This is a genomic window from Klebsiella sp. WP3-W18-ESBL-02 (genome assembly GCF_014168815.1).
GTDB lineage: Bacteria > Pseudomonadota > Gammaproteobacteria > Enterobacterales > Enterobacteriaceae > Kluyvera > Kluyvera ascorbata_B.
Genome location: NZ_AP021972.1, coordinates 4,437,537 through 4,461,941, shown reverse-complemented (window position 1 = coordinate 4,461,941; position 24,405 = coordinate 4,437,537). Strand labels below are relative to the sequence as shown.

General features: G+C 56.9%; 14 protein-coding genes, 2 tRNA genes and 3 rRNA genes. 14 read left to right on the top strand and 5 right to left on the bottom strand.

Annotated features, from left to right (window positions below):
* Window positions 1-76 precede the first annotated feature (76 nt).
* The 5 genes from H7R56_RS21495 to rrf all read left to right on the top strand — a co-directional run bounded on the left by H7R56_RS21495 (window position 77) and on the right by rrf (window position 5,203).
* A 16S ribosomal RNA gene (locus H7R56_RS21495) occupies window positions 77-1,616 on the top strand.
* A gap of 70 nt (window positions 1,617-1,686) precedes the next feature.
* Window positions 1,687-1,763: transfer RNA gene (locus H7R56_RS21490), tRNA-Ile, on the top strand.
* Between the two features lie 38 nt (window positions 1,764-1,801).
* Window positions 1,802-1,877 (top strand) — tRNA-Ala (locus tag H7R56_RS21485).
* A 206-nt stretch (window positions 1,878-2,083) separates the two neighbouring features.
* A 23S ribosomal RNA gene (locus H7R56_RS21480) occupies window positions 2,084-4,990 on the top strand.
* A 97-nt stretch (window positions 4,991-5,087) separates the two neighbouring features.
* Window positions 5,088-5,203 (top strand): 5S ribosomal RNA (gene rrf / locus H7R56_RS21475).
* The 16S, 23S and 5S rRNA genes sit together here with 2 tRNA genes alongside, the layout of an rRNA operon.
* Before the next feature lie 125 nt (window positions 5,204-5,328).
* Here rrf and H7R56_RS21470 read toward each other — a convergent pair.
* From H7R56_RS21470 to trpS, 4 genes are all read right to left on the bottom strand, one after another.
* Window positions 5,329-6,453, bottom strand: coding sequence for an ABC transporter permease (locus H7R56_RS21470; protein ID WP_106930493.1), 1,125 nt, complete (start codon window positions 6,451-6,453; stop codon window positions 5,329-5,331).
* Window positions 6,453-9,182, bottom strand: a complete 2,730-nt coding sequence (gene rbbA, locus H7R56_RS21465) for a ribosome-associated ATPase/putative transporter RbbA (RefSeq protein ID WP_106930491.1) — start codon at window positions 9,180-9,182, stop codon at window positions 6,453-6,455. Before rbbA ends, H7R56_RS21470 begins: the two co-directional genes overlap by 1 nt.
* Window positions 9,179-10,246: an HlyD family secretion protein gene (locus tag H7R56_RS21460; protein WP_106930489.1), complete on the bottom strand. Its 1,068-nt coding sequence runs from the start codon at window positions 10,244-10,246 to the stop codon at window positions 9,179-9,181. The genes rbbA and H7R56_RS21460 overlap by 4 nt, the downstream gene beginning before the upstream one ends.
* Window positions 10,247-10,509: 263 nt before the next feature.
* Window positions 10,510-11,520, bottom strand: coding sequence for a tryptophan--tRNA ligase (trpS, locus tag H7R56_RS21455; RefSeq protein ID WP_106930487.1), 1,011 nt, complete (start codon window positions 11,518-11,520; stop codon window positions 10,510-10,512).
* A gap of 650 nt (window positions 11,521-12,170) precedes the next feature.
* Between trpS and H7R56_RS21450 the strand changes: the two genes are divergently transcribed.
* The 6 genes from H7R56_RS21450 to H7R56_RS21425 all read left to right on the top strand — a co-directional run bounded on the left by H7R56_RS21450 (window position 12,171) and on the right by H7R56_RS21425 (window position 18,400).
* Window positions 12,171-12,509, top strand: coding sequence for a YebF family protein (locus H7R56_RS21450; protein WP_181358054.1), 339 nt, complete (start codon window positions 12,171-12,173; stop codon window positions 12,507-12,509).
* A gap of 97 nt (window positions 12,510-12,606) precedes the next feature.
* Window positions 12,607-13,074, top strand: a complete 468-nt coding sequence (locus tag H7R56_RS21445) for a MarR family transcriptional regulator (protein ID WP_106930483.1) — start codon at window positions 12,607-12,609, stop codon at window positions 13,072-13,074.
* Window positions 13,075-13,078: 4 nt separating this feature from the next.
* Window positions 13,079-14,146, top strand: coding sequence for an HlyD family secretion protein (locus H7R56_RS21440; RefSeq protein WP_106930481.1), 1,068 nt, complete (start codon window positions 13,079-13,081; stop codon window positions 14,144-14,146).
* On the top strand, window positions 14,136-15,197 hold the full coding sequence (locus H7R56_RS21435; protein ID WP_106930479.1) for a DUF2955 domain-containing protein: 1,062 nt from the start codon (window positions 14,136-14,138) through the stop codon (window positions 15,195-15,197). Before H7R56_RS21440 ends, H7R56_RS21435 begins: the two co-directional genes overlap by 11 nt.
* 80 nt (window positions 15,198-15,277) lie before the next feature.
* Window positions 15,278-16,948: a hypothetical protein gene (locus H7R56_RS21430; RefSeq protein ID WP_106930477.1), complete on the top strand. Its 1,671-nt coding sequence runs from the start codon at window positions 15,278-15,280 to the stop codon at window positions 16,946-16,948.
* A gap of 237 nt (window positions 16,949-17,185) precedes the next feature.
* Entirely contained in the window at window positions 17,186-18,400 is a 1,215-nt protein-coding gene (locus H7R56_RS21425; protein ID WP_182928401.1) for a PA14 domain-containing protein, read from the top strand.
* A 15-nt stretch (window positions 18,401-18,415) separates the two neighbouring features.
* Here H7R56_RS21425 and H7R56_RS21420 read toward each other — a convergent pair whose 3' ends face one another.
* Window positions 18,416-19,021, bottom strand: a complete 606-nt coding sequence (locus H7R56_RS21420) for a recombinase family protein (RefSeq protein ID WP_000509966.1) — start codon at window positions 19,019-19,021, stop codon at window positions 18,416-18,418.
* A gap of 94 nt (window positions 19,022-19,115) precedes the next feature.
* On the opposite strand from H7R56_RS21420, the gene H7R56_RS21415 reads away from it, so the two are divergent.
* Genes H7R56_RS21415 through H7R56_RS21405 form a run of 3 tightly spaced genes read left to right on the top strand, consistent with a single transcriptional unit; the run spans window position 19,116 to window position 24,339 of the window.
* Window positions 19,116-22,013, top strand: coding sequence for a Tn3-like element Tn5403 family transposase (locus H7R56_RS21415; RefSeq protein WP_001553819.1), 2,898 nt, complete (start codon window positions 19,116-19,118; stop codon window positions 22,011-22,013).
* 47 nt (window positions 22,014-22,060) lie between these two features.
* Complete coding sequence (locus H7R56_RS21410) at window positions 22,061-23,266, top strand: hypothetical protein (RefSeq protein WP_182928400.1); 1,206 nt, start codon at window positions 22,061-22,063, stop codon at window positions 23,264-23,266.
* The gene (locus H7R56_RS21405) at window positions 23,263-24,339 is read left to right on the top strand and encodes a beta-galactosidase BglB (protein ID WP_106930473.1); all 1,077 of its coding nucleotides are present in this window, start codon (window positions 23,263-23,265) and stop codon (window positions 24,337-24,339) included. Before H7R56_RS21410 ends, H7R56_RS21405 begins: the two co-directional genes overlap by 4 nt.
* The last annotated feature ends 66 nt before the right edge of the window (window positions 24,340-24,405 follow it).

The following is a 24,405-nucleotide window of genomic DNA, read 5'->3' as shown; positions in this document are numbered from 1 at the left end:
AAGACGAAAAATGAATACCAAGTCTCTGAGTGAACACGTAATTCATTACGAAGTTTAATTCACGAGCATCAAACTTAAATTGAAGAGTTTGATCATGGCTCAGATTGAACGCTGGCGGCAGGCCTAACACATGCAAGTCGAACGGTAGCACAGAGAGCTTGCTCTCGGGTGACGAGTGGCGGACGGGTGAGTAATGTCTGGGAAACTGCCCGATGGAGGGGGATAACTACTGGAAACGGTAGCTAATACCGCATAACGTCGCAAGACCAAAGTGGGGGACCTTCGGGCCTCACACCATCGGATGTGCCCAGATGGGATTAGCTAGTAGGTGGGGTAACGGCTCACCTAGGCGACGATCCCTAGCTGGTCTGAGAGGATGACCAGCCACACTGGAACTGAGACACGGTCCAGACTCCTACGGGAGGCAGCAGTGGGGAATATTGCACAATGGGCGCAAGCCTGATGCAGCCATGCCGCGTGTATGAAGAAGGCCTTCGGGTTGTAAAGTACTTTCAGCGAGGAGGAAGGCGTTAAGGTTAATAACCTTAGCGATTGACGTTACTCGCAGAAGAAGCACCGGCTAACTCCGTGCCAGCAGCCGCGGTAATACGGAGGGTGCAAGCGTTAATCGGAATTACTGGGCGTAAAGCGCACGCAGGCGGTTTGTTAAGTCAGATGTGAAATCCCCGGGCTCAACCTGGGAACTGCATTTGAAACTGGCAAGCTTGAGTCTCGTAGAGGGGGGTAGAATTCCAGGTGTAGCGGTGAAATGCGTAGAGATCTGGAGGAATACCGGTGGCGAAGGCGGCCCCCTGGACGAAGACTGACGCTCAGGTGCGAAAGCGTGGGGAGCAAACAGGATTAGATACCCTGGTAGTCCACGCCGTAAACGATGTCTATTTGGAGGTTGTTCCCTTGAGGAGTGGCTTCCGGAGCTAACGCGTTAAATAGACCGCCTGGGGAGTACGGCCGCAAGGTTAAAACTCAAATGAATTGACGGGGGCCCGCACAAGCGGTGGAGCATGTGGTTTAATTCGATGCAACGCGAAGAACCTTACCTACTCTTGACATCCAGAGAACTTAGCAGAGATGCTTTGGTGCCTTCGGGAACTCTGAGACAGGTGCTGCATGGCTGTCGTCAGCTCGTGTTGTGAAATGTTGGGTTAAGTCCCGCAACGAGCGCAACCCTTATCCTTTGTTGCCAGCGGTCCGGCCGGGAACTCAAAGGAGACTGCCAGTGATAAACTGGAGGAAGGTGGGGATGACGTCAAGTCATCATGGCCCTTACGAGTAGGGCTACACACGTGCTACAATGGCATATACAAAGAGAAGCGACCTCGCGAGAGCAAGCGGACCTCATAAAGTATGTCGTAGTCCGGATTGGAGTCTGCAACTCGACTCCATGAAGTCGGAATCGCTAGTAATCGTAGATCAGAATGCTACGGTGAATACGTTCCCGGGCCTTGTACACACCGCCCGTCACACCATGGGAGTGGGTTGCAAAAGAAGTAGGTAGCTTAACCTTCGGGAGGGCGCTTACCACTTTGTGATTCATGACTGGGGTGAAGTCGTAACAAGGTAACCGTAGGGGAACCTGCGGTTGGATCACCTCCTTACCTTAAAGAAGCGTTCTTTGAAGTGCTCACACAGATTGTCTGATGAAAAATAGCAGTAAAGAATCTCTGCAGGCTTGTAGCTCAGGTGGTTAGAGCGCACCCCTGATAAGGGTGAGGTCGGTGGTTCAAGTCCACTCAGGCCTACCAAATTCGTCCCGCGAATTTGAGGGAGATTCATAAACGATGGGGCTATAGCTCAGCTGGGAGAGCGCCTGCTTTGCACGCAGGAGGTCTGCGGTTCGATCCCGCATAGCTCCACCATCTTTACTGCAACAATACAAGAAAACTTCAGAGTGTACCTGAAAAGGTTCACTGCGAAGTTTTGCTCTTTAAAAATCTGGATCAAGCTGAAAATTGAAACGACACACTGTGTCTGTTCTCCGTAATAAGAGCAGATAAGCGGTGTGTTCGAGTCTCTCAAATTTTCGCAACACGATGGTGTTTTACGAAACATCTTCGGGTTGTGAGGTTAAGCGACTAAGCGTACACGGTGGATGCCCTGGCAGTCAGAGGCGATGAAGGACGTGCTAATCTGCGATAAGCGTCGGTAAGGTGATATGAACCGTTATAACCGGCGATTTCCGAATGGGGAAACCCAGTGTGATTCGTCACACTATCATTACGTGAATACATAGCGTAATGAAGCGAACCGGGGGAACTGAAACATCTAAGTACCCCGAGGAAAAGAAATCAACCGAGATTCCCCCAGTAGCGGCGAGCGAACGGGGAGCAGCCCAGAGTCTGAATCAGCTTGTGTGTTAGTGGAACGGTCTGGAAAGTCCGACGGTACAGGGTGATAGTCCCGTACACCAAAATGCACAGGTTGTGAACTCGAAGAGTAGGGCGGGACACGTGGTATCCTGTCTGAATATGGGGGGACCATCCTCCAAGGCTAAATACTCCTGACTGACCGATAGTGAACCAGTACCGTGAGGGAAAGGCGAAAAGAACCCCGGCGAGGGGAGTGAAAAAGAACCTGAAACCGTGTACGTACAAGCAGTGGGAGCCTCTTTATGGGGTGACTGCGTACCTTTTGTATAATGGGTCAGCGACTTATATTCTGTAGCAAGGTTAACCGAATAGGGGAGCCGAAGGGAAACCGAGTCTTAACTGGGCGTTAAGTTGCAGGGTATAGACCCGAAACCCGGTGATCTAGCCATGGGCAGGTTGAAGGTTGGGTAACACTAACTGGAGGACCGAACCGACTAATGTTGAAAAATTAGCGGATGACTTGTGGCTGGGGGTGAAAGGCCAATCAAACCGGGAGATAGCTGGTTCTCCCCGAAAGCTATTTAGGTAGCGCCTCGTGAATTCATCTTCGGGGGTAGAGCACTGTTTCGGCTAGGGGGTCATCCCGACTTACCAACCCGATGCAAACTGCGAATACCGAAGAATGTTATCACGGGAGACACACGGCGGGTGCTAACGTCCGTCGTGAAGAGGGAAACAACCCAGACCGCCAGCTAAGGTCCCAAAGTCACAGTTAAGTGGGAAACGATGTGGGAAGGCTCAGACAGCCAGGATGTTGGCTTAGAAGCAGCCATCATTTAAAGAAAGCGTAATAGCTCACTGGTCGAGTCGGCCTGCGCGGAAGATGTAACGGGGCTAAACTGTGCACCGAAGCTGCGGCAGCGACACTATGTGTTGTTGGGTAGGGGAGCGTTCTGTAAGCCGTTGAAGGTGAACTGTGAGGTTTGCTGGAGGTATCAGAAGTGCGAATGCTGACATAAGTAACGATAATGCGGGTGAAAAACCCGCACGCCGGAAGACCAAGGGTTCCTGTCCAACGTTAATCGGGGCAGGGTGAGTCGACCCCTAAGGCGAGGCCGAAAGGCGTAGTCGATGGGAAACAGGTTAATATTCCTGTACTTGGTGTTACTGCGAAGGGGGGACGGAGAAGGCTATGTTAGCCGGGCGACGGTTGTCCCGGTTTAAGCATGTAGGCGGGAAGTTTAGGTAAATCCGGACTTCTTTTAACGCTGAGGTGTGATGACGAGGCACTACGGTGCTGAAGTAACAAATGCCCTGCTTCCAGGAAAAGCCTCTAAGCATCAGGTAACATCAAATCGTACCCCAAACCGACACAGGTGGTCAGGTAGAGAATACCAAGGCGCTTGAGAGAACTCGGGTGAAGGAACTAGGCAAAATGGTGCCGTAACTTCGGGAGAAGGCACGCTGATATGTAGGTGAAGTGGTTTACCCATGGAGCTGAAATCAGTCGAAGATACCAGCTGGCTGCAACTGTTTATTAAAAACACAGCACTGTGCAAACACGAAAGTGGACGTATACGGTGTGACGCCTGCCCGGTGCCGGAAGGTTAATTGATGGGGTTAGCGGCAACGCGAAGCTCTTGATCGAAGCCCCGGTAAACGGCGGCCGTAACTATAACGGTCCTAAGGTAGCGAAATTCCTTGTCGGGTAAGTTCCGACCTGCACGAATGGCGTAATGATGGCCAGGCTGTCTCCACCCGAGACTCAGTGAAATTGAACTCGCTGTGAAGATGCAGTGTACCCGCGGCAAGACGGAAAGACCCCGTGAACCTTTACTATAGCTTGACACTGAACACTGGTCCTTGATGTGTAGGATAGGTGGGAGGCTTTGAAGCGCGGACGCCAGTTCGTGTGGAGCCAACCTTGAAATACCACCCTTTAATGGCTGGTGTTCTAACGTAGACCCGTGATCCGGGTTGCGGACAGTGTCTGGTGGGTAGTTTGACTGGGGCGGTCTCCTCCTAAAGAGTAACGGAGGAGCACGAAGGTTAGCTAATCCTGGTCGGACATCAGGAGGTTAGTGCAAAGGCATAAGCTAGCTTGACTGCGAGAGTGACGGCTCGAGCAGGTGCGAAAGCAGGTCTTAGTGATCCGGTGGTTCTGAATGGAAGGGCCATCGCTCAACGGATAAAAGGTACTCCGGGGATAACAGGCTGATACCGCCCAAGAGTTCATATCGACGGCGGTGTTTGGCACCTCGATGTCGGCTCATCACATCCTGGGGCTGAAGTAGGTCCCAAGGGTATGGCTGTTCGCCATTTAAAGTGGTACGCGAGCTGGGTTTAGAACGTCGTGAGACAGTTCGGTCCCTATCTGCCGTGGGCGCTGGAGAATTGAGGGGGGCTGCTCCTAGTACGAGAGGACCGGAGTGGACGCATCACTGGTGTTCGGGTTGTCATGCCAATGGCATTGCCCGGTAGCTAAATGCGGAAGAGATAAGTGCTGAAAGCATCTAAGCACGAAACTTGCCCCGAGATGAGTTCTCCCTGAGACTATAAGTCTCCTGAAGGAACGTTAAAGACGATGACGTTGATAGGTCGGGTGTGTAAGTGTAGCGATACATTGAGCTAACCGATACTAATGAACCGTGAGGCTTAACCTTACAACGCCGAAGATGTTTTGGCGAAGAGACAGACATCATATTCAGCTTGATTACAGATTACATTAACCGGCGAAAAGCGGGTTAATAACAGAATTTGCCTGGCGGCCGTAGCGCGGTGGTCCCACCTGACCCCATGCCGAACTCAGAAGTGAAACGCCGTAGCGCCGATGGTAGTGTGGGGTCTCCCCATGCGAGAGTAGGGAACTGCCAGGCATCAATTAAGTGAAGAAGCCCATCCTGACGGATGGGCTTTTTTGCGTCTGCGCTTTGTGGGATGCGGCATTGTGGATATTGCCGGATGGCGGCTTCGCCTTATCCGGCCTACGGGCAGAACATATTTATGCCATTTCGCCGATGGTTTTGCGAAAACGCACCAGAGCAACGGTAAAAAATACCCCGCCAATCACTATCAGCGTCAGGAACTGCGGCCAGACGATGGCAAAGTCAGCACCGCGATAGAGAATCGCCTGCGCCAGGCTGACAAAGTGCGTTGTCGGCATCGTTTGCATAATATCCTGCACCACCTGAGGCATACTCTCGCGCGGCGTTGAACCGCCGGACAGCATCTGCAACGGCAGCAGTACAAGGATCATCAGCAGCCCTAACTGCGGCATTGAACGGGCAATCGTCCCCATAAAAATGCCGATCGACGTCGTTGCAAACAGGCTCAGCGCAACCCCCAGCATAAAGAGCGGGATCGAGCCTTCGATCGGCACCTGCAACACGCCCTGCACCATCAGTATCAGCGACAGCCCGGAGACGACCAGAACCACCAATCCCATAGACCAGACCTTGGCGAGCATAATTTCAAACGGCGTCACCGGCATCACCAACAGATGCTCCACCGTTCCATGCTCACGCTCGCGGATCAACGCCGAACCGGTGAGCACAATCGCCAGCATCGTAATGTTGTTGATAATGGCCATGACTGCGCCGAACCGCTCCTGCTCAAGATTAGGGTTAAAGCGCATCCGCACCGCCAGCTCCACCGGCAGCGCACTGTTATCCCGATATCGTGCCACAAAGCTGTTTACCTCGCCGGTCACGATATTCTGGATATAGCTGTTGCCGGTAAATGCCTGACTCATACGCGTCGCATCCACGTTAACCTGTAATTCCGGCTGCCTTCCCGCCAGCACATCACGTTGAAAATTAGGTGGAATATTGATGGCGAAGGTGTAGCGCCCGGCATCCAGTCCCGCGTCCATCTCGTCGGCGGTGATCAGCTCCGGCTCCAGAAACCACGGGCGATAGAAGCTGTTAATAATCCGTGACGAAAGCTGCGACTTGTCCATATCAGCAATCGCAATCGGCGCCAGATGCAGCGAGCCAGGCATCACCGTTGCCGACGAGTAAACCGACACCGTAAACGCAAACACGATCAGCGCCAGCATCGCTTTATCGCCCAGCAGGCTGCGCAGTTCCTTCACGCCGAGGTTATAAATATTGCGTAATCCGCGCATTAACCCTCCTGTTTTTTCAGCAGCCACACGCTCAAACCCAACACCAACGGCACGGCAATCAGCAGCGGAATAAACGACGCCCACAGATCGCTGAGCCCCAGCGCCTTCGAGAAGGTGCCGCGGGCGATGGTCAGAAAGTGGCTGGTCGGGTAAATCTGGCCGATCCAGCGGCCTGGACCTTCCAGCGACGCGACCGGATCGATCATCCCGGAGAACTGCGTGGCCGGGATCAGCGTAATAATGGCGGTACCGAAGATCGCCGCGATCTGGCTCTTCATAAAGGTGGAAATCAACAACCCAAGCCCGGTGGCGATAGTGACATACAGCAGCGCCGCCAGCGTTAACGTCAGGAAACTGCCCTTATGCGGCACGCCGAAAACAAACACCGACAGCGCGCACAGCAGCAGGAAGTTGAACATGCCCAGTGCGATATACGGTATCTGCTTACCGAGCAGGAATTCGGTGCGGGTCGTCGGCGTGACGTAAAGGTTGATGATGGAACCCAACTCTTTTTCGCGCACCACGCTTAGGGCGCTGAGCATTGCCGGGATCATCATCAGCAGCAGCGGGATCACTGCCGGTACGATCGCCGGCAGACTCTTCACATCCGGGTTATAGCGGTAGCGCGTCTCTATTGACATTAAAGCGCTATCGCTGGCGGCGCTGGGCTGTCTTCCGGCCATTTCCTGTAGCCATGCCAGGTGCATAGCCTGCACGTATCCGCGCACCGTCTCCGCACGGTTTGGCATGGCCCCATCCACCCATACGCCGATTTGCACCGGTGTACCGCGCGCAATATCGCGGCCAAAGTTGGGGGGGATCTCAATGGCGACCGCCAGCTCGCCATCGCGCATCCGGCGGTCGAGATCGTCGTAGCTGTGCAGCGGCGACAGCTCAATAAAGTAGCGCGATCCGGCAATGTTCTGCGTCCAGCGCTGGCTGCTGACGGTTTGATCGCGGTCGAGCACCGCAAAGCGTAAGTCCTCAACGTCCATGCTGATCCCATAGCCCATGATAAACATCAGGATCACCGTTCCGAGCAGGGCCAGCGTCGATCGCACCGGATCGCGGCGCAGCTCCAGCGCTTCGCGGCGGCTATAGCTGAACAGTCGGCGTAAGCTAAACGCCTGGCGCGGTGGTTCGGCGGCGGCTTGCGCCGGGGGCGTCATTGTCCCGGTATCGGGCGTTGGTTCGGCGGCCTCCTTAAGGTAGGCAATAAACGCCTCTTCCAGGCTCGCCGCACCGCGTTTAGCGACCAGCGCCTGCGGCGTATCGCTGGCCAGCACTTTGCCCGCATGCATCAGCGACATGCGGTCGCAACGCTCGGCTTCGTTCATAAAGTGGGTGGAGATAAAAATGGTGACTTTGTCCTGTCTGGCAAGATCGACCATCAGCTGCCAGAACATGTCACGCGCCACCGGATCGACGCCGGAGGTCGGTTCATCCAGAATCAGCATCTCGGGGCGATGAATCACCGCCACCGCCAGCGATAGACGCTGGCGAATACCCAGTGGCAGCGCGGCGGGCAGGGCATCTTCAACGTCGGTGAGCATAAAGCGCTGGCTCATTTCGGCCACGCGGCCGGGAATTTCCGCGTCGGGGATATGGAACAGCCGGGCGTGTAGCTCCAGGTTCTGACGCACGGTCAGTTCGCTGTACAGCGAAAAGGCCTGCGACATATAGCCGACGCGGCGGCGGGTTTCGATATCCCTCGGATCCACCGGCTGGCCGAATAGCCAGGCTTCTCCTTCGCTGGCGGGTAAGAGGCCGGTCAGCATCTTCATGGTGGTGGATTTACCGCAGCCGTTCGACCCCAGGAAGCCAAAAATCTCGCCGCGGGCAATACGGAAATTGACGTGATCGACCGCGACAAAATCGCCGAAGCGCATGGTCAGCCCGCGAGCTTCAATCGCAATTTCTTCTTCGCTGGCGTCGCGCGGTGGGATAATGACCTGCTGATGTGCGTTGCGCTGGGCTTCCGGCAGCAGGGCGATAAACGCCTGCTCCAGCGTCTGGCTGGCGGTTTGTGTACGCAGTTCTTCCGCACTACCGGTTGCCAGCACCTCCCCGGCGTTCATCGCCACCAGCCAGTCGAAGCGCTCGGCTTCTTCCATATAGGCGGTGGCCACCAGCACGCTCATCTCCGGCTGGCGTGCGCGAATGCTGTCGATAAGTTCCCAAAACTGAGCACGTGAAAGCGGATCGACGCCGGTGGTTGGCTCATCAAGGATCAACAGCTGCGGATCGTGGATTAGCGCGCAGCACAGGCCCAGCTTTTGCTTCATCCCTCCGGAGAGTTTGCCTGCCGGGCGGTCGCGGAACGGCGCCAGCCCGGTGCTGTGCAGCAATTCGTCGATGCGTGCTTCGCGCTCGCGCTTATCATGACCGAACAGACGGGCGAAGAAGTCGACGTTTTCGTATACCGAGAGCGTGTGATAAAGGTTTTTGCCCAGTCCCTGTGGCATCCAGGCAATTTTCGGGCAGACATCACGGCGGTGCCGGGCATCACGCATGTCGCCGCCCAGCACCATCACGTTGCCCTCTTCAATCACTCGCGCGCCGGCGATCAGCGACAGCAGGCTGGATTTTCCCACGCCGTCCGGGCCGATCAGCCCCACCATGCAGCGGGAGGGAATGGCCAGCGTAATGTCGTTGAGCGCGACGGTGCTGCCGAAGCGCTGGCCGACGTGCTCTAATTGAGCAACCGGGGGATGCGCGTCCTGTCTCATTGCGGCAGCCTCACCATCAGCGTTGCCGGCCAGGGCTGCTGGTTATCCAGCCTGACGTAGGCCATGCCTGGCAGACCGGTTTTAACGTATTCCAGGTGTTCAGCCAGCAGCTCGGGTGGAATGCGCGCTTTTACGCGGAACATAAGTTTGAGCCGTTCGTCGCTGGTTTCCACGGTTTTGGGCGTGAACTGGGCCACGCTCGCGACAAAGCTAATATTGGCGGGAACCACCAGATCCGGCGCGGCATCGAGGATCAGGCGTACTTCACTGCCCACCGCCAGCAGGCCAGCCTGCTCGGTCGGCAGGAAGAAGGTCATGTAGACATCGGAGAGGTCGACCATATTCAGCACCCGTCCACCGGCGGCCAGCACCTCGCCCGGTTCGGCGACGCGATACTGAATGCGGCCGTCGCGCGGGGCTTTCAGCGTGCTGTCATCAATATCGGCCATGATACGTCGTTCGGTGGCCTGAGCTGCTTCCACGCGGGTCTGTGCCTGAATAATGCTGGTTCGCGCGGCTTCAATGGCTGCTTTGGCGGCGGAAACCTGCGCGCGTGCAGACTCGAGCGCGGCGCGTCCGCTTTCGGCGGCGGCTCGGTCATCATCCAACTGCTGGGCTGAAACCGCGCCACGTTGGGATAGCGTGCTGGAGCGGGCGTGGCGTTTCGACGTGGAATCAAGCTCGGCCTGGCGCTGTTTCACCACCGCTTCGCTGGCACGCATTTCGCTTTGTCGCTGGTCGAGCAAGGCTTTTGCGGCAGCGACGGCGCTTTGCGCCTCTTTGATTTGCGCTACGGCCTCCAGCCGTTGTTCGTTCAGAACCCGGGTGTCCATCTTCGCCAGCACCTCGCCCTGGCGGACAAACTGTCCCTCTTTGACCACTATCGTCTCAATGCGACCAGCGGTTTTGGTGGCGATATCCACTTCAGTGGCTTCTATTCTGCCGTTACTGCTGGCGAAACCGTCCGGTAGCCCCGGTGGACGCAGCATCCACCATGAAACGGCGGCGATTGCCACCGCGAAACCGATGATATACCAGGCCCAATGCCGCTTGAATTTGTCCATACGCTACCCGCTCTGTTCCCTGTTGCTGAGTGGCGCGCGTTTCATTGTGAAGAGAAGGGAGGAGGCTGTGAAGTGTGCTACTCATGTGGTCATCATCAGCAATCCTGGCCGTAAATGAAACACGCATATATATAGCTACTGTCAATGTCATACTAGCATCGACATTGAGTATGTCCATACTATTAACATGGGCTTGAGAAACGATTAACACGTTTAATCAAAATAAGATGAGGGCACCTGCGGAGGCGATGCCCTCACGGCGCTCAGAACAGAATGGGCAGCCCCAGACCGCGTTTCACCGCATGCAGCGTTCGCTGTGTGACTTCATGCGCCCGCTCGCTGCCCTGGCGTAGCAGCTCCAGCAGCATCGCTTTATCCTGAATGAAGGTCGCACGACGTTCGCGGATCGGGGCCAGTAGCGTCTGTAGGCAGGCTTCCAGCTCGTTTTTACACTGCCTGTCGCCCAGCCCACCACGCTGGTAATGCGCCTTCATGCTGGCGACCAGCGCTTTATCGGGATGGAAGGCATCAAGATAGGTAAAGACCACGTTCCCCTCAATTTGCCCCGGGTCGGCAACGCGCAGGTGGTTGGGATCGGTAAACATGGCGCTGACCGCGTGATGGATTTCCGCTTCGCTGGCGGAAAGCGTCAGCGTATTGCCGAGTGATTTCGACATTTTTGCGCCGCCGTCGATACCCGGCAGGCGGCTCACCTCGCTGAGCAGCGCCTTACAGTGACGTAGCACCGGTTCGGCGGTCAGGCTATTCATTTTGTGCACGATTTCGTTGGTCTGCTCGATCATCGGCAGCTGATCGTCGCCGACCGGCACCAGATCTGCGTTGAAGGCGGTGATGTCGGCCGCCTGGCTGATGGGGTAGGCCATAAAGCCTACCGGCAGCGCGCGCGAAAAGCCCTTCTGTGCAATTTCATTTTTCACGGTCGGGTTGCGCTCTACCCGGGCGACGGTGACGATATTCATGTACAACGCGGTCAGTTCAGCCAGCGCGGGCAGCGCCGATTGCAGGCACACGGTGGTGAGCTGGGGATCAATACCCACCGCCAGATAGTCGGCCATAACTTCCAGAATATGATGGCTGATTTTCTGCGGGTTGCTGCCGTTATCGGTCAGCCCTTGTAAATCTGCGATCAAAATAAACTGTTGATATTGATGCTGAAGCTGCACACGCTGGCGTAAAGAGCCGACATAGTGCCCCAGGTGCAGCTGGCCGGTAGGACGGTCGCCGGTAAGCAGAATATGTGAGGTGTTGTTCATCAGTTGCTCCGTTTAAAACATTGAGCCGAAAGACGCACTGAGAAACAACAAAGCCGCCTTTCGGCGGCTTTGAAAAGATAACGTAACCCGAGCCGCCTGTCAGAAAGGCAGCCACCAACGGTTTGAGCGGGTAACGGTCACATTTGTGTTCATCCTTTTATCCTGCCACCAAACTGACCCGCCTGTCTACCCCTGGCGGATTTTCTGGAAGGGGTATCTAAAAATGGATTAATAACCAATATATATTACCAAAAAATAAAGAGATTATTATTATCTGCAAATATGATGACGTATTGGACGTCATCTTTTATTTGTACTTAATATCAAGAATGATACGAATACTCAAAAAGACTCACATTTATCATTCCGTAAATGCGAATTGTGAAGCCGCGCTCATCTGATTTAAACTGGTATGCGTTGTAACAATAACGCATTTATTGTGTTGTAAAATAACAAAATTAGAGCAAAGGATTAACGCTGGTACGCATAATGACGGGTAACTCATCTTTTTGATTAGGTGATTGATTCGATATTTACGAAACAATACCAATACATTGCTTTACTTGTTTTTATTTATTTTTAGAATGGTCTTGGTTCCCGTGATTATTTAACCCAATACACCTACCTTCAGCATGAAAAAAACATTATTAGTGACTGCACTATTTTGTAGCCTGCTGACCGCGGGCATCACCGGTATATTTATTGTTAACGACGTTTTCCCTGACACCGCTTCCGTGTGCCGCCTCGATTTTTCCCGCAAAGCGCTTTTACGCGTTAAAGAGGATTACCTGCGCGGCCGCTTTCCCCACTGGTATCGAGAAAAAAGTACGCTCGGTACGCTCACGCCTGAGCTGATCTTCGGCGAAGTCACCATTGAAGATGACGAGTATCGCGTGCCGTTCGTGGCCAAAGGACCGCTGGCAAAGCTGGCGCGTATTGGTTTTGTCGACTGCAAAACGATGGACGTCGAATATATCGCCGGAAAGTAGCCTTCCTTTTACAATCCATGCGGTTTACGCATTTCGTTCCTTGATGCTTATCATGGTAAGTATTATCGTATCTCTACGAAATGACCGGAGACCGCCCATGACTGAAGATGAACTGTTTGCCCGCCGCCCGATGGGGATGCGGATGGCGATGGTCGTGCGCCAGTGGCGTTCGATTATCGATCATGCCATCACCGATACCGGCCTGACCCAGTCAAGCTGGACGGTGCTGATGCAGCTGCTCCAGCTTGGCGATAATGTCTCTGTGAGCGAGCTGGCGGAAGTGCAGGGTATTGAACTGCCGCCGCTAATGCGCACGCTGACGTTACTTGAGCAACAGGGCTACCTGCTGCGCACCGTCTCGCCGTACGACAAACGCATTCGCCTGCTGACGCTCACCGACGAAGGTCGGTCAGTGCTCCAGACGCTAAACCAGGTGATTGAAGTCTTCCAGGCCCGCGTGTCCACCGGTATTCCTGCCGCCGACATCGTGAAGTTTAGCGACACTTTGAATCAAATAGCCTGCAATCTGCGGAATATCCGCGAAGAAAATAATAAAATCGATTAACACCATGATGACGCCAGAACAGAAGTTTGCCCGCTGGGTAAGGGTGAGTATTGCCTCTTTCCTGCTCATGTTTGCCTATTTTATCGTTGCCGATATCTGGATCCCGCTGACGCCGGACTCCACGGTAATGCGCGTGGTGACGCCCGTTTCGTCACGCGTTTCCGGCTACGTCTCGCAAGTTTATGTGCACAATAATAGCGCGGTAAAAAAGGGCGATCTGCTGTATGAGCTGGACCCGACGCCGTTCCAGAATAAAGTGGATTCCGCCGCGCTAGCGCTGGCTCAGGCGAAGCTGAGCAACCAGCAGCTGGATGCGCAGATTGCTGCCGCCGAGGCCAACCTGAAAACCGCGCAGCTGACCGCGCGCAACGATCGGGTGACCTACGATCGCTACCAAAGCCTGAGCCGCATGCAGAATGTCTCTCAGGCGGATCTTGATAAAGTGCGCACCACCTGGCAGACCAGCGAGCAGTCGGTGAGCGCGCTGCGTGCCTCAATCCATAACCTGCAAATTCAGCGCGGCGAGCGCGATGATGGACATAACGTCACGCTTCGGCAGTACCAGACGGCGCTGCGGGAAGCGCAGCTCAACCTCGACTGGACCAAAATCCGCGCCGAAGCGGACGGTACCGTCAGTAACCTCCAGCTCAGCCCAGGCCTTTATGCCTCGGCGGGCAGCGCGGTGATGGCGGTGGTGAATCAGAACACCGATATCGTGGCCGACTTCCGCGAAAAAAGCCTGCGCCATACGCGCCAGGGAACGGATGCGGCGGTGGTGTTTGATGCCTTACCGGGCCAGGTTTTCCGGGCGCGGGTGACCAGCAGCGACGCCGGGATCCTCGCCGGTCAGGAAGCGGTGAACGGCGAGCTATCGCAGCCTGAGCAGTCCACCCGCTGGGTGCGCGACGCGCAGCGTATGCGCATTCACGTGGCGCTGGACGCGCCGCTGGAAAAAACGTTGCCGACCGGCGCGCGCGCCACCGTCCAGCTGTACAACAGCGAAGGCACATTTGCCCGTTTCTTCTCCGGCCTGCAAATCCATCTTGTCAGCTGGCTGCACTATGTCTATTAACACCCTCGCGCAGGTCTTTACCCCTCACGGTAATATCGTCTATACGGCGAACGATTTCCGTCAGACCTTGCGCATTTCTTTTGCCGGGATGCTGGCGCTGAGTATTTCGAGCTTCTTTGATACCCAGTACGGCGTTTTCTATGTGGTTTATCCGCTGCTGCTTACTGCGCTGGTGCCGGTGTTCAACCGTCACGTCGCCAAACAGTTTATCTTCAGCGCCTCGCTGAACTGCATCGAAATGGTGCTGATCATCGGCTATTTAAGCCAATGGCCGGTGATTATGACGGCCGTTGTGTTCGCGCTGTACGTGATGCGTTTTCGCTTTATGAGTAAAGGGCCGCTGTTCTTGTTTGGCTCGATGGGCGTGGTTTGCCAGAGCGTGATGCTCAACTTTATGAGCTACCCGACGGCCAACTGGCACACGCTGCTGTTTTCGAATATCGAGGCCAGCGTGTTGGCGGTGGCGCTGAGTGCGTTAATGCACTACCTGATCCCGGACGCAGAACCGCGTACGCCGCCGCCGCTGATTGAAAAAGACGCCGCTCGGGTGCGCCATGAATCGCTGCTTTCCGGCAGCGTGGCGACGATTATCTTTATCGTCTTCCAGGTCAGCGACCTGAGCGACTCGCTGTCGGCGCTGATGGCGGGGATCTTGATCCTCTTCCCGATGCACTATCGCGGCGCGGTGATCAGCTCCATCTGGCGCGTGGTCGGCGTGGTGCTGGCCTGCCTGTACATTCTGGTGGTGCAGCTGATCCTCTACGATCACAGCAGCCATATGCTGCTGATGATGCCGCTGATCGGCCTGGGGCTGGCCTTCAGCGCGCGGCTGCACGTGATGGAGAAGGTGGGCGCCGGCGTCGGTTTTGCCAGCATCACCACCATTGGCATTATGTTCGGCCAGAATCTCCAGCCGGATGGCGACCTGGTGTTCAGCGACCTGTATCGCGCTACGTCGGTGACAATTTCCCTGCTGGCGACGCTGACGATGGTGTTTATTCTGCACCGGCTGCTCAACTGTTTCGCCCCAACGCGCTTTATTGTGAAGTAGCGCACTTCCAGACGCTGATTGTTTGCCCCCATCTGTGCTTACAATAATCCCTCGCCGCGGTGGCGTGAGGGAGAAAGACGATGTGGAAGACGCGTGCGCTGGAACTGAACAACCAAGAGTTCTGGAACTGGGACAAGGCCTGCGAGCTGGTGCAGTGGGCGTCCCGCCATCAGTTTAATACCGTGATTGTCGGGCAGGTCGATCTGTTCGACAAGCTGGTCTCGCCGAAGGGCTACACGCCGCACCAGTACAACGATCGTCTCTCCAGCCAGCAGCGCGCCCGCTGCGTTTACCTCAACCGTCTTGCCGGTTATTGCCACAAGCAGGGGCTGCGTTTTTATCTCCAGGCGAAAGAGCTCAGTTTCCCGGCCGACCTGCTGGCGGCACACCCGCAACTGATTGATAAAGACGGCAGCATCCGCTTTGACGTCGAGTTCTGGTGCCAGTATCTGGCGGATAAACTCACGCTGCTGTGCCAGCAAATCCCCGCCATGAGCGGCCTGCTGGTGGCGCTCTCTAATACCGACGGCCTGCTGCCGATCTCCCGTCCCAACTGGGAGCTGACCGGGCAGGACGACCCGTCGCCGCATATCGACCCGCGCAGCTTGTCCCGCTACACCCAATGCTTCAGCGCCATGGCGCGGGCGGTGATGCGTGAAAATAAACACCTGGTGCTGCGTGCCTTTCCGGCGGGCAACCACGATATCAGCAACGTGATGGAAGCCATTCGCACGCTGCCGGAGTGCGTGTCTGTCTCCATCAAGCTGACGCCGGAGCGCTTCTGGCCGACCTTCCCCAACAATCCCGCCCTGCTTGACGTTGAAGATCGCGACGTCTGGGTCGAACTGGACCTGGTCGGGGAAGAGGTAGGCTGGGGCGTGCTGCCGTTCCCGCGCATCGACGAACTGCAGGGGCGCTTGCTGTGGTGTCGCGGTAACGCCACCATCAACGGCGCGGTGTGCAAAACGAGCTGGGAAGGGGTCGACAACCATTGGGTTATCGGCACGCTGAGCGAATGTAACCTGGTTGCTTGCAGCCAGATATTGTCGCGGGAACACGAACATCTCACGCACGCGGCGCTGCTGACCCACTGGCTGGATGAGTGCTACGGCTGGCGTCCTGATGCGGCGGCGTTTGCGGAGTTTCAATCGCTGCTAGGCCAGGCAAGCCAGGTGCTGTATCAGGCCATTTACGTGCGCGACCACGTCTTTCATCGTCACAGCCAGGTGCCGGAAAGCTACGGCCAGGCGGTGTGGAGCCTGTATGGTCAGCTTAACCGCAACCACTGGCTGCCGGGTTCGGAGCGCGATATTTTCTTTAGCGCCAGCGATGTCGCCACCTCTGCCCGTAACCTGTCGCTGATTGCCGAAGAAAAAGACGGTGCTTACCAGGCGGCGCTAACGCTGGGCGAACAGGCGCTGGCGTTTGCCGAACGCGCCGCGTTTCCGTTCTCACTGCACCGGCGCTGGCAGGAAGAGTGGCAGGGTTTTGCGCTCTACTGCCTGCTGTTCCGCCACGCACAAAAAGCCTTCTTCACGCTCCACTTCGCCCGGCTGGTGGAAAACAGCTGGAGCATGCGCGAGATTTGCCAGGTGAATATTCAGGAGCTCTACCGCTGCGCGGCGGAAATGACCAGCTTCTGCGAGCAGCACGCGGACGCCTCGCCGGGGCTGCACGTGCTGTTTGACCCGACCCGCGTGCGGATGCTGGCCGACAGCCTGAGCCACGAGCTGACGCAATTGAAAGGGTAAAATGTGACAGAGATCGCGGCTGACCGTTCTGTGGTTACCGGGAAACGTGAGTTTTCCCGGCCTGTGTAGCGCGTTGGGCGTTTTCGATGTGATGTCTATCACGTTTTATTCTCTCGTCAGGGCGAGATTGTGAATGGCCAGGCAGTTCCGCGTATCGGCGCAACCCCGCGCGTAGCGTGCCTCACCTCGTTTCCCGAAAATAGCGGTTAATGACTATCGGCTATTGAGGAAAGTACTATGAGGTTGGTTGCGGGCGGGGCGCTGACGCACTTTACGGTTTCATCGCCGCACAATACGCGGTTTGCCGAATTTTTCACCGGCGAAGCCATGGATGAACCGATGGACTATCCGTTCGCCAACGGCAAAGGCCCGGCGCAGGAATCGTTCTGTCGGCGTATTTTCCGCCGGGATGCTGCCGGGCGTGCGGTTAACCCGGAACATGCGCTACCGGCGGCGGCCGTCACCTGGACCGGCGACAGCGATACGGTAACGTTCTCCGGCGTACAAAACGTCGCCACCCACAGCCAGCGCTGGCTGCGTGTGACCTTACATGCGCCCGCAGCAGGGCGGTACCCCTTCCAGATTGCCACCTGCGGCGGCGTACGTCTCTGGGTCGACGGCGAGCAGGCCGTCTGCTTTACGCCGTTTACCCGCAATACGCTGCAAACGCTGCCGGTTGACATTGCCCTTCAGCAGGGGGAGAACGCGCTGCTGATTCACCTTGATGAGCTGTTTGAACGCGACACCGTGTTTGCGCTGCGGATGATTTACCTTGGTGAAACGCCGCTGGAAGCCACGCTGCCGCAGATGAACGGCGAAGCGCTGGCCGCCGTTCAGCGGTTTATGGACGCGTTGCCCGCGACGATCGTGGCTCAGCGCCAGCGTCTGACGCTAAGCGGCCTGACGGCGAATACGCTGCATCTGGGCGGCGCGATCCACAGCCTCGGCAACGACGTTATCGCCACCTGTCCGCTGGATTGTGGCACCGTCGTGGTCGACGACGGGAAGCTGACGCTCGCGCTGCCGGAGCGCGTTGGGATGGGGCGTTACCGTCTTGAACTGACCGCCAGCCTGAACGACGTGACGATGAGCCGCAGCCTGAGCCTGACCGTGCTGCCCGACGCCACGCTGCCCGGCGGCGAAGGCGTGCTGGAAACCCGCAAACGCGCGGCGCTGAGCTTTATTGCTGAACACGGCGTGCCGCGCACCGGCCGCCTGCTGGCGATGCTGCACGTCGGCCAAAACGGCCCGCAGGCGCAGGAACTGCTGATTAGCACGCTCCAGCGCATCAGCGCGCGGCAGGACTGTTCGGACTTCTCCATGGTACCGCTGCTGTGGATCTGGCATGACTTCCACGGCGAACACTTCCCGGCGGTGCTGTGGAAGCGTGTGCGCTCGGCGATTGTCGGCTATCGCTACTGGTATGACGAACTGGGGGTCGGTTCCGGCTGAGGGCGAAATGACACCCTAAGCGTTAGCTCTGTGTCGTTGCACGATGTCAGCGACGGTATTCTTGCTGATACCGAGCTCGCGTGCGATCCAGCGATAGCTGCGTCCCTCGGCCCTCATCGCAACCACCTTAGGCAAAAGTCGGTCTGATTTTGGTCGCACTCCGGCCTGACGACCAAGCCTCTTACCACGTGCCTTCGCAACAGCAAGGCCTGACTTGACCCGCTCGCTGATGAGATCCCGCTCAAACTCCGCAATGCCGGAAAGAAACGTCGCCAGCATTCGTCCATACGGCGACGAAAGATCGAACGCCATTCCATTCATGGCTATCACGGAAACCTTCCAGTTCTCCAGTTCACGTAGCGTATTGAGCAGATCGAGCGTCGAGCGCCCCCACCGGGAAAGCTCAGTGACCAGGATTGCATCAATTTGTCTGGACTGGGCAAGCGCCAGGACTTTCTTTCGCTCGGCCCGGTCGAGTTTAGTTCCTGAACCTGTTTCCTTAAATATTCCCACCACGTCGTAGCCGGCACGGCCGGCGAAGGCTCGCAGATCAAATTCCTGGCGTTCACAAGACTGATCCGCTGTTGAAACCCGGCAGTAAATGGCGGCACGATGTCCCAATTGAACCCTCCTGGATTTTTGTATCGGAACGCCCTGATTTATATGGGCTGGCTGTTGTCCAAAACAGACTATACTTCAAAAGGGACGAATTTGTATGTCACGACGCCATATTTTCACCGAACGGCAGCGAGCAGCGCTGTTCGATCTGCCCACGGACGAACTGTCGCTACTGAAGTTCTACACGCTGGGCGATGATGACCTGGAAAACATTAGGCAGCGCCGCAGACCGGAAAACAGGATTGGCTTTGCCCTGCAACTTTGTGCCTTACGATATCCGGGCCGTGCACTGGCTCCTGGTGAGATGATCCCGCGTGAAGTCCTTTCCTTCGTCGGTGCTCAGCTTGGAGTTCCGGCTGATGCGCTTCTCACTTATGCCACACGGCGCCAAACCCGTCAGCAGCACATGGACACGCTGCGCGAAATTTACGGCTACAAGACCTTCACGGGCCGTGGTGCCCGTGATCTGCGTGAGTGGACTTTCGGCCAGGCCGAAGATGCCAGATCAAACGAGGATCTTGCTCATCGTTTTATTGTGCGGTGTCGGGAAACTTCCACCATTCTGCCCGCAGTATCGACAATCGAGCGCTTGTGCGCGGATGCTCTGGTCGCCGCTGAGCGGCGGATTGAAACGCGGATTGCGGAAAATTTAACAGCGGATGTTCGCGATCACCTGGACAAACTTCTGAGTGAAATGCTCGCCGGCAATATCAGTCGTTTCATCTGGCTTCGCAACTTCGAGGTTGGTAACAACTCGGCTGCTGCTAACCGTTTGCTCGACAGGCTCGAATTTCTGCGTACCCTGAATATCAATCATAGTGCTTTGGCCAGCATACCTGCCCATCGCATTGCCCGGCTGCGTCGGCAGGGTGAACGCTACTTCACCGACGGTTTGCGTGACATCACTTCGGACCGCCGCTGGGCGATCCTTGCCGTCTGTGTTGTGGAGTGGGAAGCGGCGATTGCTGATGCCATAGTCGAAACCCATGACAGGATCGTAGGAAAAACCTGGCGGGAAGCGAAGCGCCAGCATGACGAAACAATTTCCGGCTCTAAAGCCACACTCACGGATACGATCCGTACCTTCACCGCGCTGGGAGCTTCGTTGCTTGAGGCCCGCAGTGACGGAACCCCGCTGGAGATGGCTGTCGCCAGTTCGGTTGCATGGGACCGGCTCGCTCAACTGGTAGCGACAGGGACTCAACTCAGCAACACGCTAGCCGATGAGCCTCTTGCATATGTCGGGCAGGGATACCATCGCTTTCGTCGTTATGCGCCCCGCATGTTGCGCTGTCTGAAGCTCGAAGCCGCGCCGGTCGCCGGACCATTGGTAGCAGCAGCTTTGTCGATCGGAGAGATGAAAGGTGTTGCATCGCCAGAAAGGCGTTTCCTGCGGCCCAGCTCCAAATGGAACCGTCATTTACGAGCTCAGGAAAAAGGAGATACCCGTCTTTGGGAAGTGGCGGTACTCTTTCACCTCCGGGATGCTTTTCGTTCCGGAGATGTCTGGCTCGCTCATTCGCGCCGCTATGGTGACCTCAAGCAGGTACTGGTGCCGATGATCGCGGCGCAGGAAAATGCAAAACTGGCCGTGCCTTCCAACCCACAGGATTGGCTGGCAGACAGAAAGGCGCGACTCACGATCGCTCTTAAGCGGCTGGCCCGGGCTGCCCGTAACGGCACTATTCCGCACGGTAGCATAGAAGATGGAACGTTGCGGATCGACAGGTTGACAGCAGACGTGCCGGATGGTGCCGAGGCACTCATACTGGATCTGTATCGCCGAATGCCGTCCGTTCGGATTACCGACATGCTGCTTGAAGTTGATGCAGCCCTTGGTTTCACAGATGCGTTTACCCATCTGAGAACCGGGGCTCCATGTCGCGACCGGATCGGTCTGCTCAACGTCCTGCTCGCTGAAGGGCTCAATCTGGGCCTGCGTAAGATGGCGGAAGCTACAAACACGCATGATTACTGGCAGCTCTCACGCCTTGCCCGCTGGCATGTTGAAAGCGAAGCCATGAACCAGGCATTGGCAATTGTGGTGGCCGCGCAGGGTAAACTGCCGATGTCACGCGTCTGGGGGATGGGCACGTCAGCATCGAGCGATGGTCAGTTTTTCCCGACAGCGCGGCATGGCGAAGCCATGAACATGGTCAATGCCAAATATGGTTCTGTTCCCGGCCTCAAAGCGTATACTCACGTAAGCGACCAGTTCGCGCCATTCGCTTGTCAGTCGATCCCGGCGACCGTGAGCGAGGCACCGTATATTCTCGATGGACTACTGATGAACGAGGTCGGTCGCCATGTTCGCGAACAGTATGCCGATACAGCAGGATTCACCGACCATTTGTTCGGAGCCAGTAGCCTGCTCGGCTACAATCTCGTTCTGCGAATCAGGGATCTGCCATCGAAGCGGTTGTACGTATTTAATCCCGATACGACCCCCAGGGAGTTACGCAAGTTGGTAGGTGGAAAAGCCCGGGAGGATCTTATCGTTGCGAACTGGCCTGATATTTTCCGTTGTGCCGCGACGATGACCGCTGGCAAAATCAGGCCCAGCCAACTCCTGCGCAAGCTCGCTTCTTACCCACGACAAAACAACCTTGCAGTTGCGCTTCGTGAAGTTGGTCGTATTGAACGGACCCTTTTCATTATTGAGTGGATCCTGGATACGGACATGCAGCGGCGTGCTCAGATCGGTCTTAACAAGGGAGAGGCCCACCATGCGCTCAAAAATGCGCTCCGTATCGGGAGGCAGGGGGAAATTCGCGATCGCACGACAGAGGGGCAGCACTACCGAATCGCTGGGCTCAATTTATTGACTGCGGTGATCATTTACTGGAATACCGTCCATCTTGGTCATGCCGTCACGGAGCGGCGGAACGAAGGGTTGGATGTTCCCCCTGAATTTCTTCCCCACATATCCCCATTGGGCTGGGCGCACATTCTACTGACTGGCGAATATCTTTGGCCCAAGGAACCGAAAGCTTAGGGTGTCATTTCGCCCTCAGCCGGAACCGACCCCAACTGGGCAACGACGTGATGTGGTTCTGGAGTGAAAACCACGCGCTGTGCTTCCACACCGCCCAGTACCTTGCCGGGCAAATGTTCCCGGAGGAACGCTTTATTGCCTCTGGCCGCACGGGCCGCGAACAGCAGGCGGTGGCCGCCCAACGGCTGAACGCCTGGTTTGATGCCGTCGAGCAGCAGGGCTTTGTTGAGTGGAACTCCGCGCCTTACTACCCGGTGGACTACATCGGCCTGTTCGCGCTTTATCAGCTGGCTGACGACCCTGCACTGCGCCAGCGTGCACGGCATCTGATTGACCGCCTGATGCGCATGAGCGCGCTGCACTATCAGTCCGGGATTGCCGCAGGCACCATGGGCCGCGTCTATGAAAAAGAGCTGCTGGCCAGCCAGATGTCCGAGCTCTCAGCGTTCGGACACGTGGCCTGGGGCGGTGGGCACGTTAACCGCAAGTGTGCCTCGCTGCCGTTCTTCTGCCTGAGCGACTATGCGCCGCCGGCGGAGTCTGCGCAGTACGCCCGCCTATCTCACGGCGAGCTCAGCGCCCACTACGTGTGCGGCGGTGGCAAGATTGTGGCGTGGAAGCAGCCCGCGGTGATGCTTTCCAGCTGCGTCGATTACCACACCGGCGAACGCGGTCATCAGCAGCATCTGGTGGATGTGCAGTTTGCCACGCGTCCCGAGGCGCGGCTGTGGGTGAACCACCCGGGTGACGTGGCACCGGGCAGCGAAGCGCGTCCCTCCTTCTGGGCGGGCAACGGCGTGCTGCCGCGTGTAATGCAGGTAGAAAATCAGGCGATGCTGCTGTGGCAATTGGACGAGTGCGATGCGCTCGGCTGGACACATCTGCATCTTCACGCTGAAGCCTTTGATGAGGTGCGCTCGCTGGCACAGGGTGTGGTGGTGCGGGCGGGCAACGCGTTTGCCGCCGTGCTGTGCTCGCAGCCGCTCACCGTCAACGGCGATGAAGTGCGCGCCGAAGGCCGCCGCGTGGCGTGGTGGCTGGAAGTGGGCGAAGGGGATTTTAGCGCCTTCTGCCAGCGCGTTCAGACGTTGCGCATTGAACATCAAGGCGACGTCGCGCGGGTGATGGATAGCCAGCACACGCTGATGCAGCTCGACGGGCAGGGTAACTGCCAGCGCAACGGCAAGGCCGCCGCGTTTCCGACGCGGGTGGGCAATGAAATTCAGGTCACGGTGTCAGGAGACGTGCAATGAACAACGCAGCATTAAACGGCCTGCTGGAGCAGGTGGTTCAGGGCTTCTGTCGCCTGAAAAATATGGGTGAAGTCGGCACCCGCGACGGTGAAGGTTTTGCCATCCACTTCGAAGAGTGGGAATGGGAAGTGGGCGTCGGCCTGTACGGCTTCTGGCAGTATGCGCGCCAGCAGAATGATGCTCGCCTCCAGCAGTCGATCCTCACCTGGTATGAAGATCAGCTGGCGAAAGGGCTGCCGGAAATCCAGATCAACACCACCGCGCCGATGATCACGCTGGCGCTGGTGGCCGGGCACACCGGGCGGGACGATCTGCTGACGGTGGTGAACGACTGGGCCGACGCGCTGCTGCGTACGCTGCCGAAAACCGAAGAGGGCGGCTTCCAGCATGTGGTGAAAGAGCAGCCGAACACCGGTCATCTGTGGGACGACACGCTGTTTATGACCTGCCTGTTCCTCGGTACCGCGGGCGTGGTGCTCAAACGCAAAGACCTGATCGACGAAGCCTCGTACCAGTTCCTGCTACACACCCGCTACCTGTGCGAACCGGCGAGCGGCCTGTGGTACCACGGCTGGACGTTTGTCGGTAAACATCACTTCTCCGAAGCCTTCTGGGGGCGCGGTAACGCGTGGATCACCGTGGCGATCCCGGAATTTATCGCCCTGCTCGGCGACAGCCTCGACGCCAGCGTGAAGCGCTATCTCGCGGTGGTGGTCGCGCGCCAGGTGAATACGCTCTGCGAGCTTCAGGCCGACAACGGCATGTGGCACACGCTGCTCGACGATCCTTTATCGCCGCAAGAATCTTCCGCCACCGCCGGGATCGCCTACGGTATGCTGCGCGGCGTCAGAATGGGGATCCTCGACGAGAAGGTGGCCGATCATGCGATGCGCGCCTGGTATGCGCTGCGCGACAGGATCGACGATGGGATCTTACTGGAAGCGTCAAAAGGGACGATGGTCGGGCCGGACCTGCAATATTACTGCGATATCGCCATGGCCCCCGTACCGTACGCCCAGGCGCTGATGATGCTGCTATTGCTGGAACTTCAGCAGGAGAAATGGTGCCGCTAATTGCCTGATGGCGCTGCGCTATCAGGCCTACGCCGCGGTTTTGTAGGCCGGGTAAGGCGCAGCCGC

Excerpts from the sequence above, each read along its gene's own strand:
- trpS (WP_106930487.1), bottom strand. The coding sequence starts at position 11,520 with ATGAACAACACCTCACATATTCTGCTTACCGGCGACCGTCCTACCGGC.
- H7R56_RS21445 (WP_106930483.1), top strand. The coding sequence starts at position 12,607 with ATGACTGAAGATGAACTGTTTGCCCGCCGCCCGATGGGGATGCGGATG.
- H7R56_RS21415 (WP_001553819.1), top strand. The coding sequence starts at position 19,116 with ATGTCACGACGCCATATTTTCACCGAACGGCAGCGAGCAGCGCTGTTC.
- H7R56_RS21440 (WP_106930481.1), top strand. The coding sequence starts at position 13,079 with ATGATGACGCCAGAACAGAAGTTTGCCCGCTGGGTAAGGGTGAGTATT.
- H7R56_RS21430 (WP_106930477.1), top strand. The coding sequence starts at position 15,278 with ATGTGGAAGACGCGTGCGCTGGAACTGAACAACCAAGAGTTCTGGAAC.
- H7R56_RS21425 (WP_182928401.1), top strand. The coding sequence starts at position 17,186 with ATGAGGTTGGTTGCGGGCGGGGCGCTGACGCACTTTACGGTTTCATCG.
- H7R56_RS21405 (WP_106930473.1), top strand. The coding sequence starts at position 23,263 with ATGAACAACGCAGCATTAAACGGCCTGCTGGAGCAGGTGGTTCAGGGC.
- H7R56_RS21435 (WP_106930479.1), top strand. The coding sequence starts at position 14,136 with ATGTCTATTAACACCCTCGCGCAGGTCTTTACCCCTCACGGTAATATC.
- rbbA (WP_106930491.1), bottom strand. The coding sequence starts at position 9,182 with ATGAGACAGGACGCGCATCCCCCGGTTGCTCAATTAGAGCACGTCGGC.
- H7R56_RS21460 (WP_106930489.1), bottom strand. The coding sequence starts at position 10,246 with ATGGACAAATTCAAGCGGCATTGGGCCTGGTATATCATCGGTTTCGCG.
- H7R56_RS21470 (WP_106930493.1), bottom strand. The coding sequence starts at position 6,453 with ATGCGCGGATTACGCAATATTTATAACCTCGGCGTGAAGGAACTGCGC.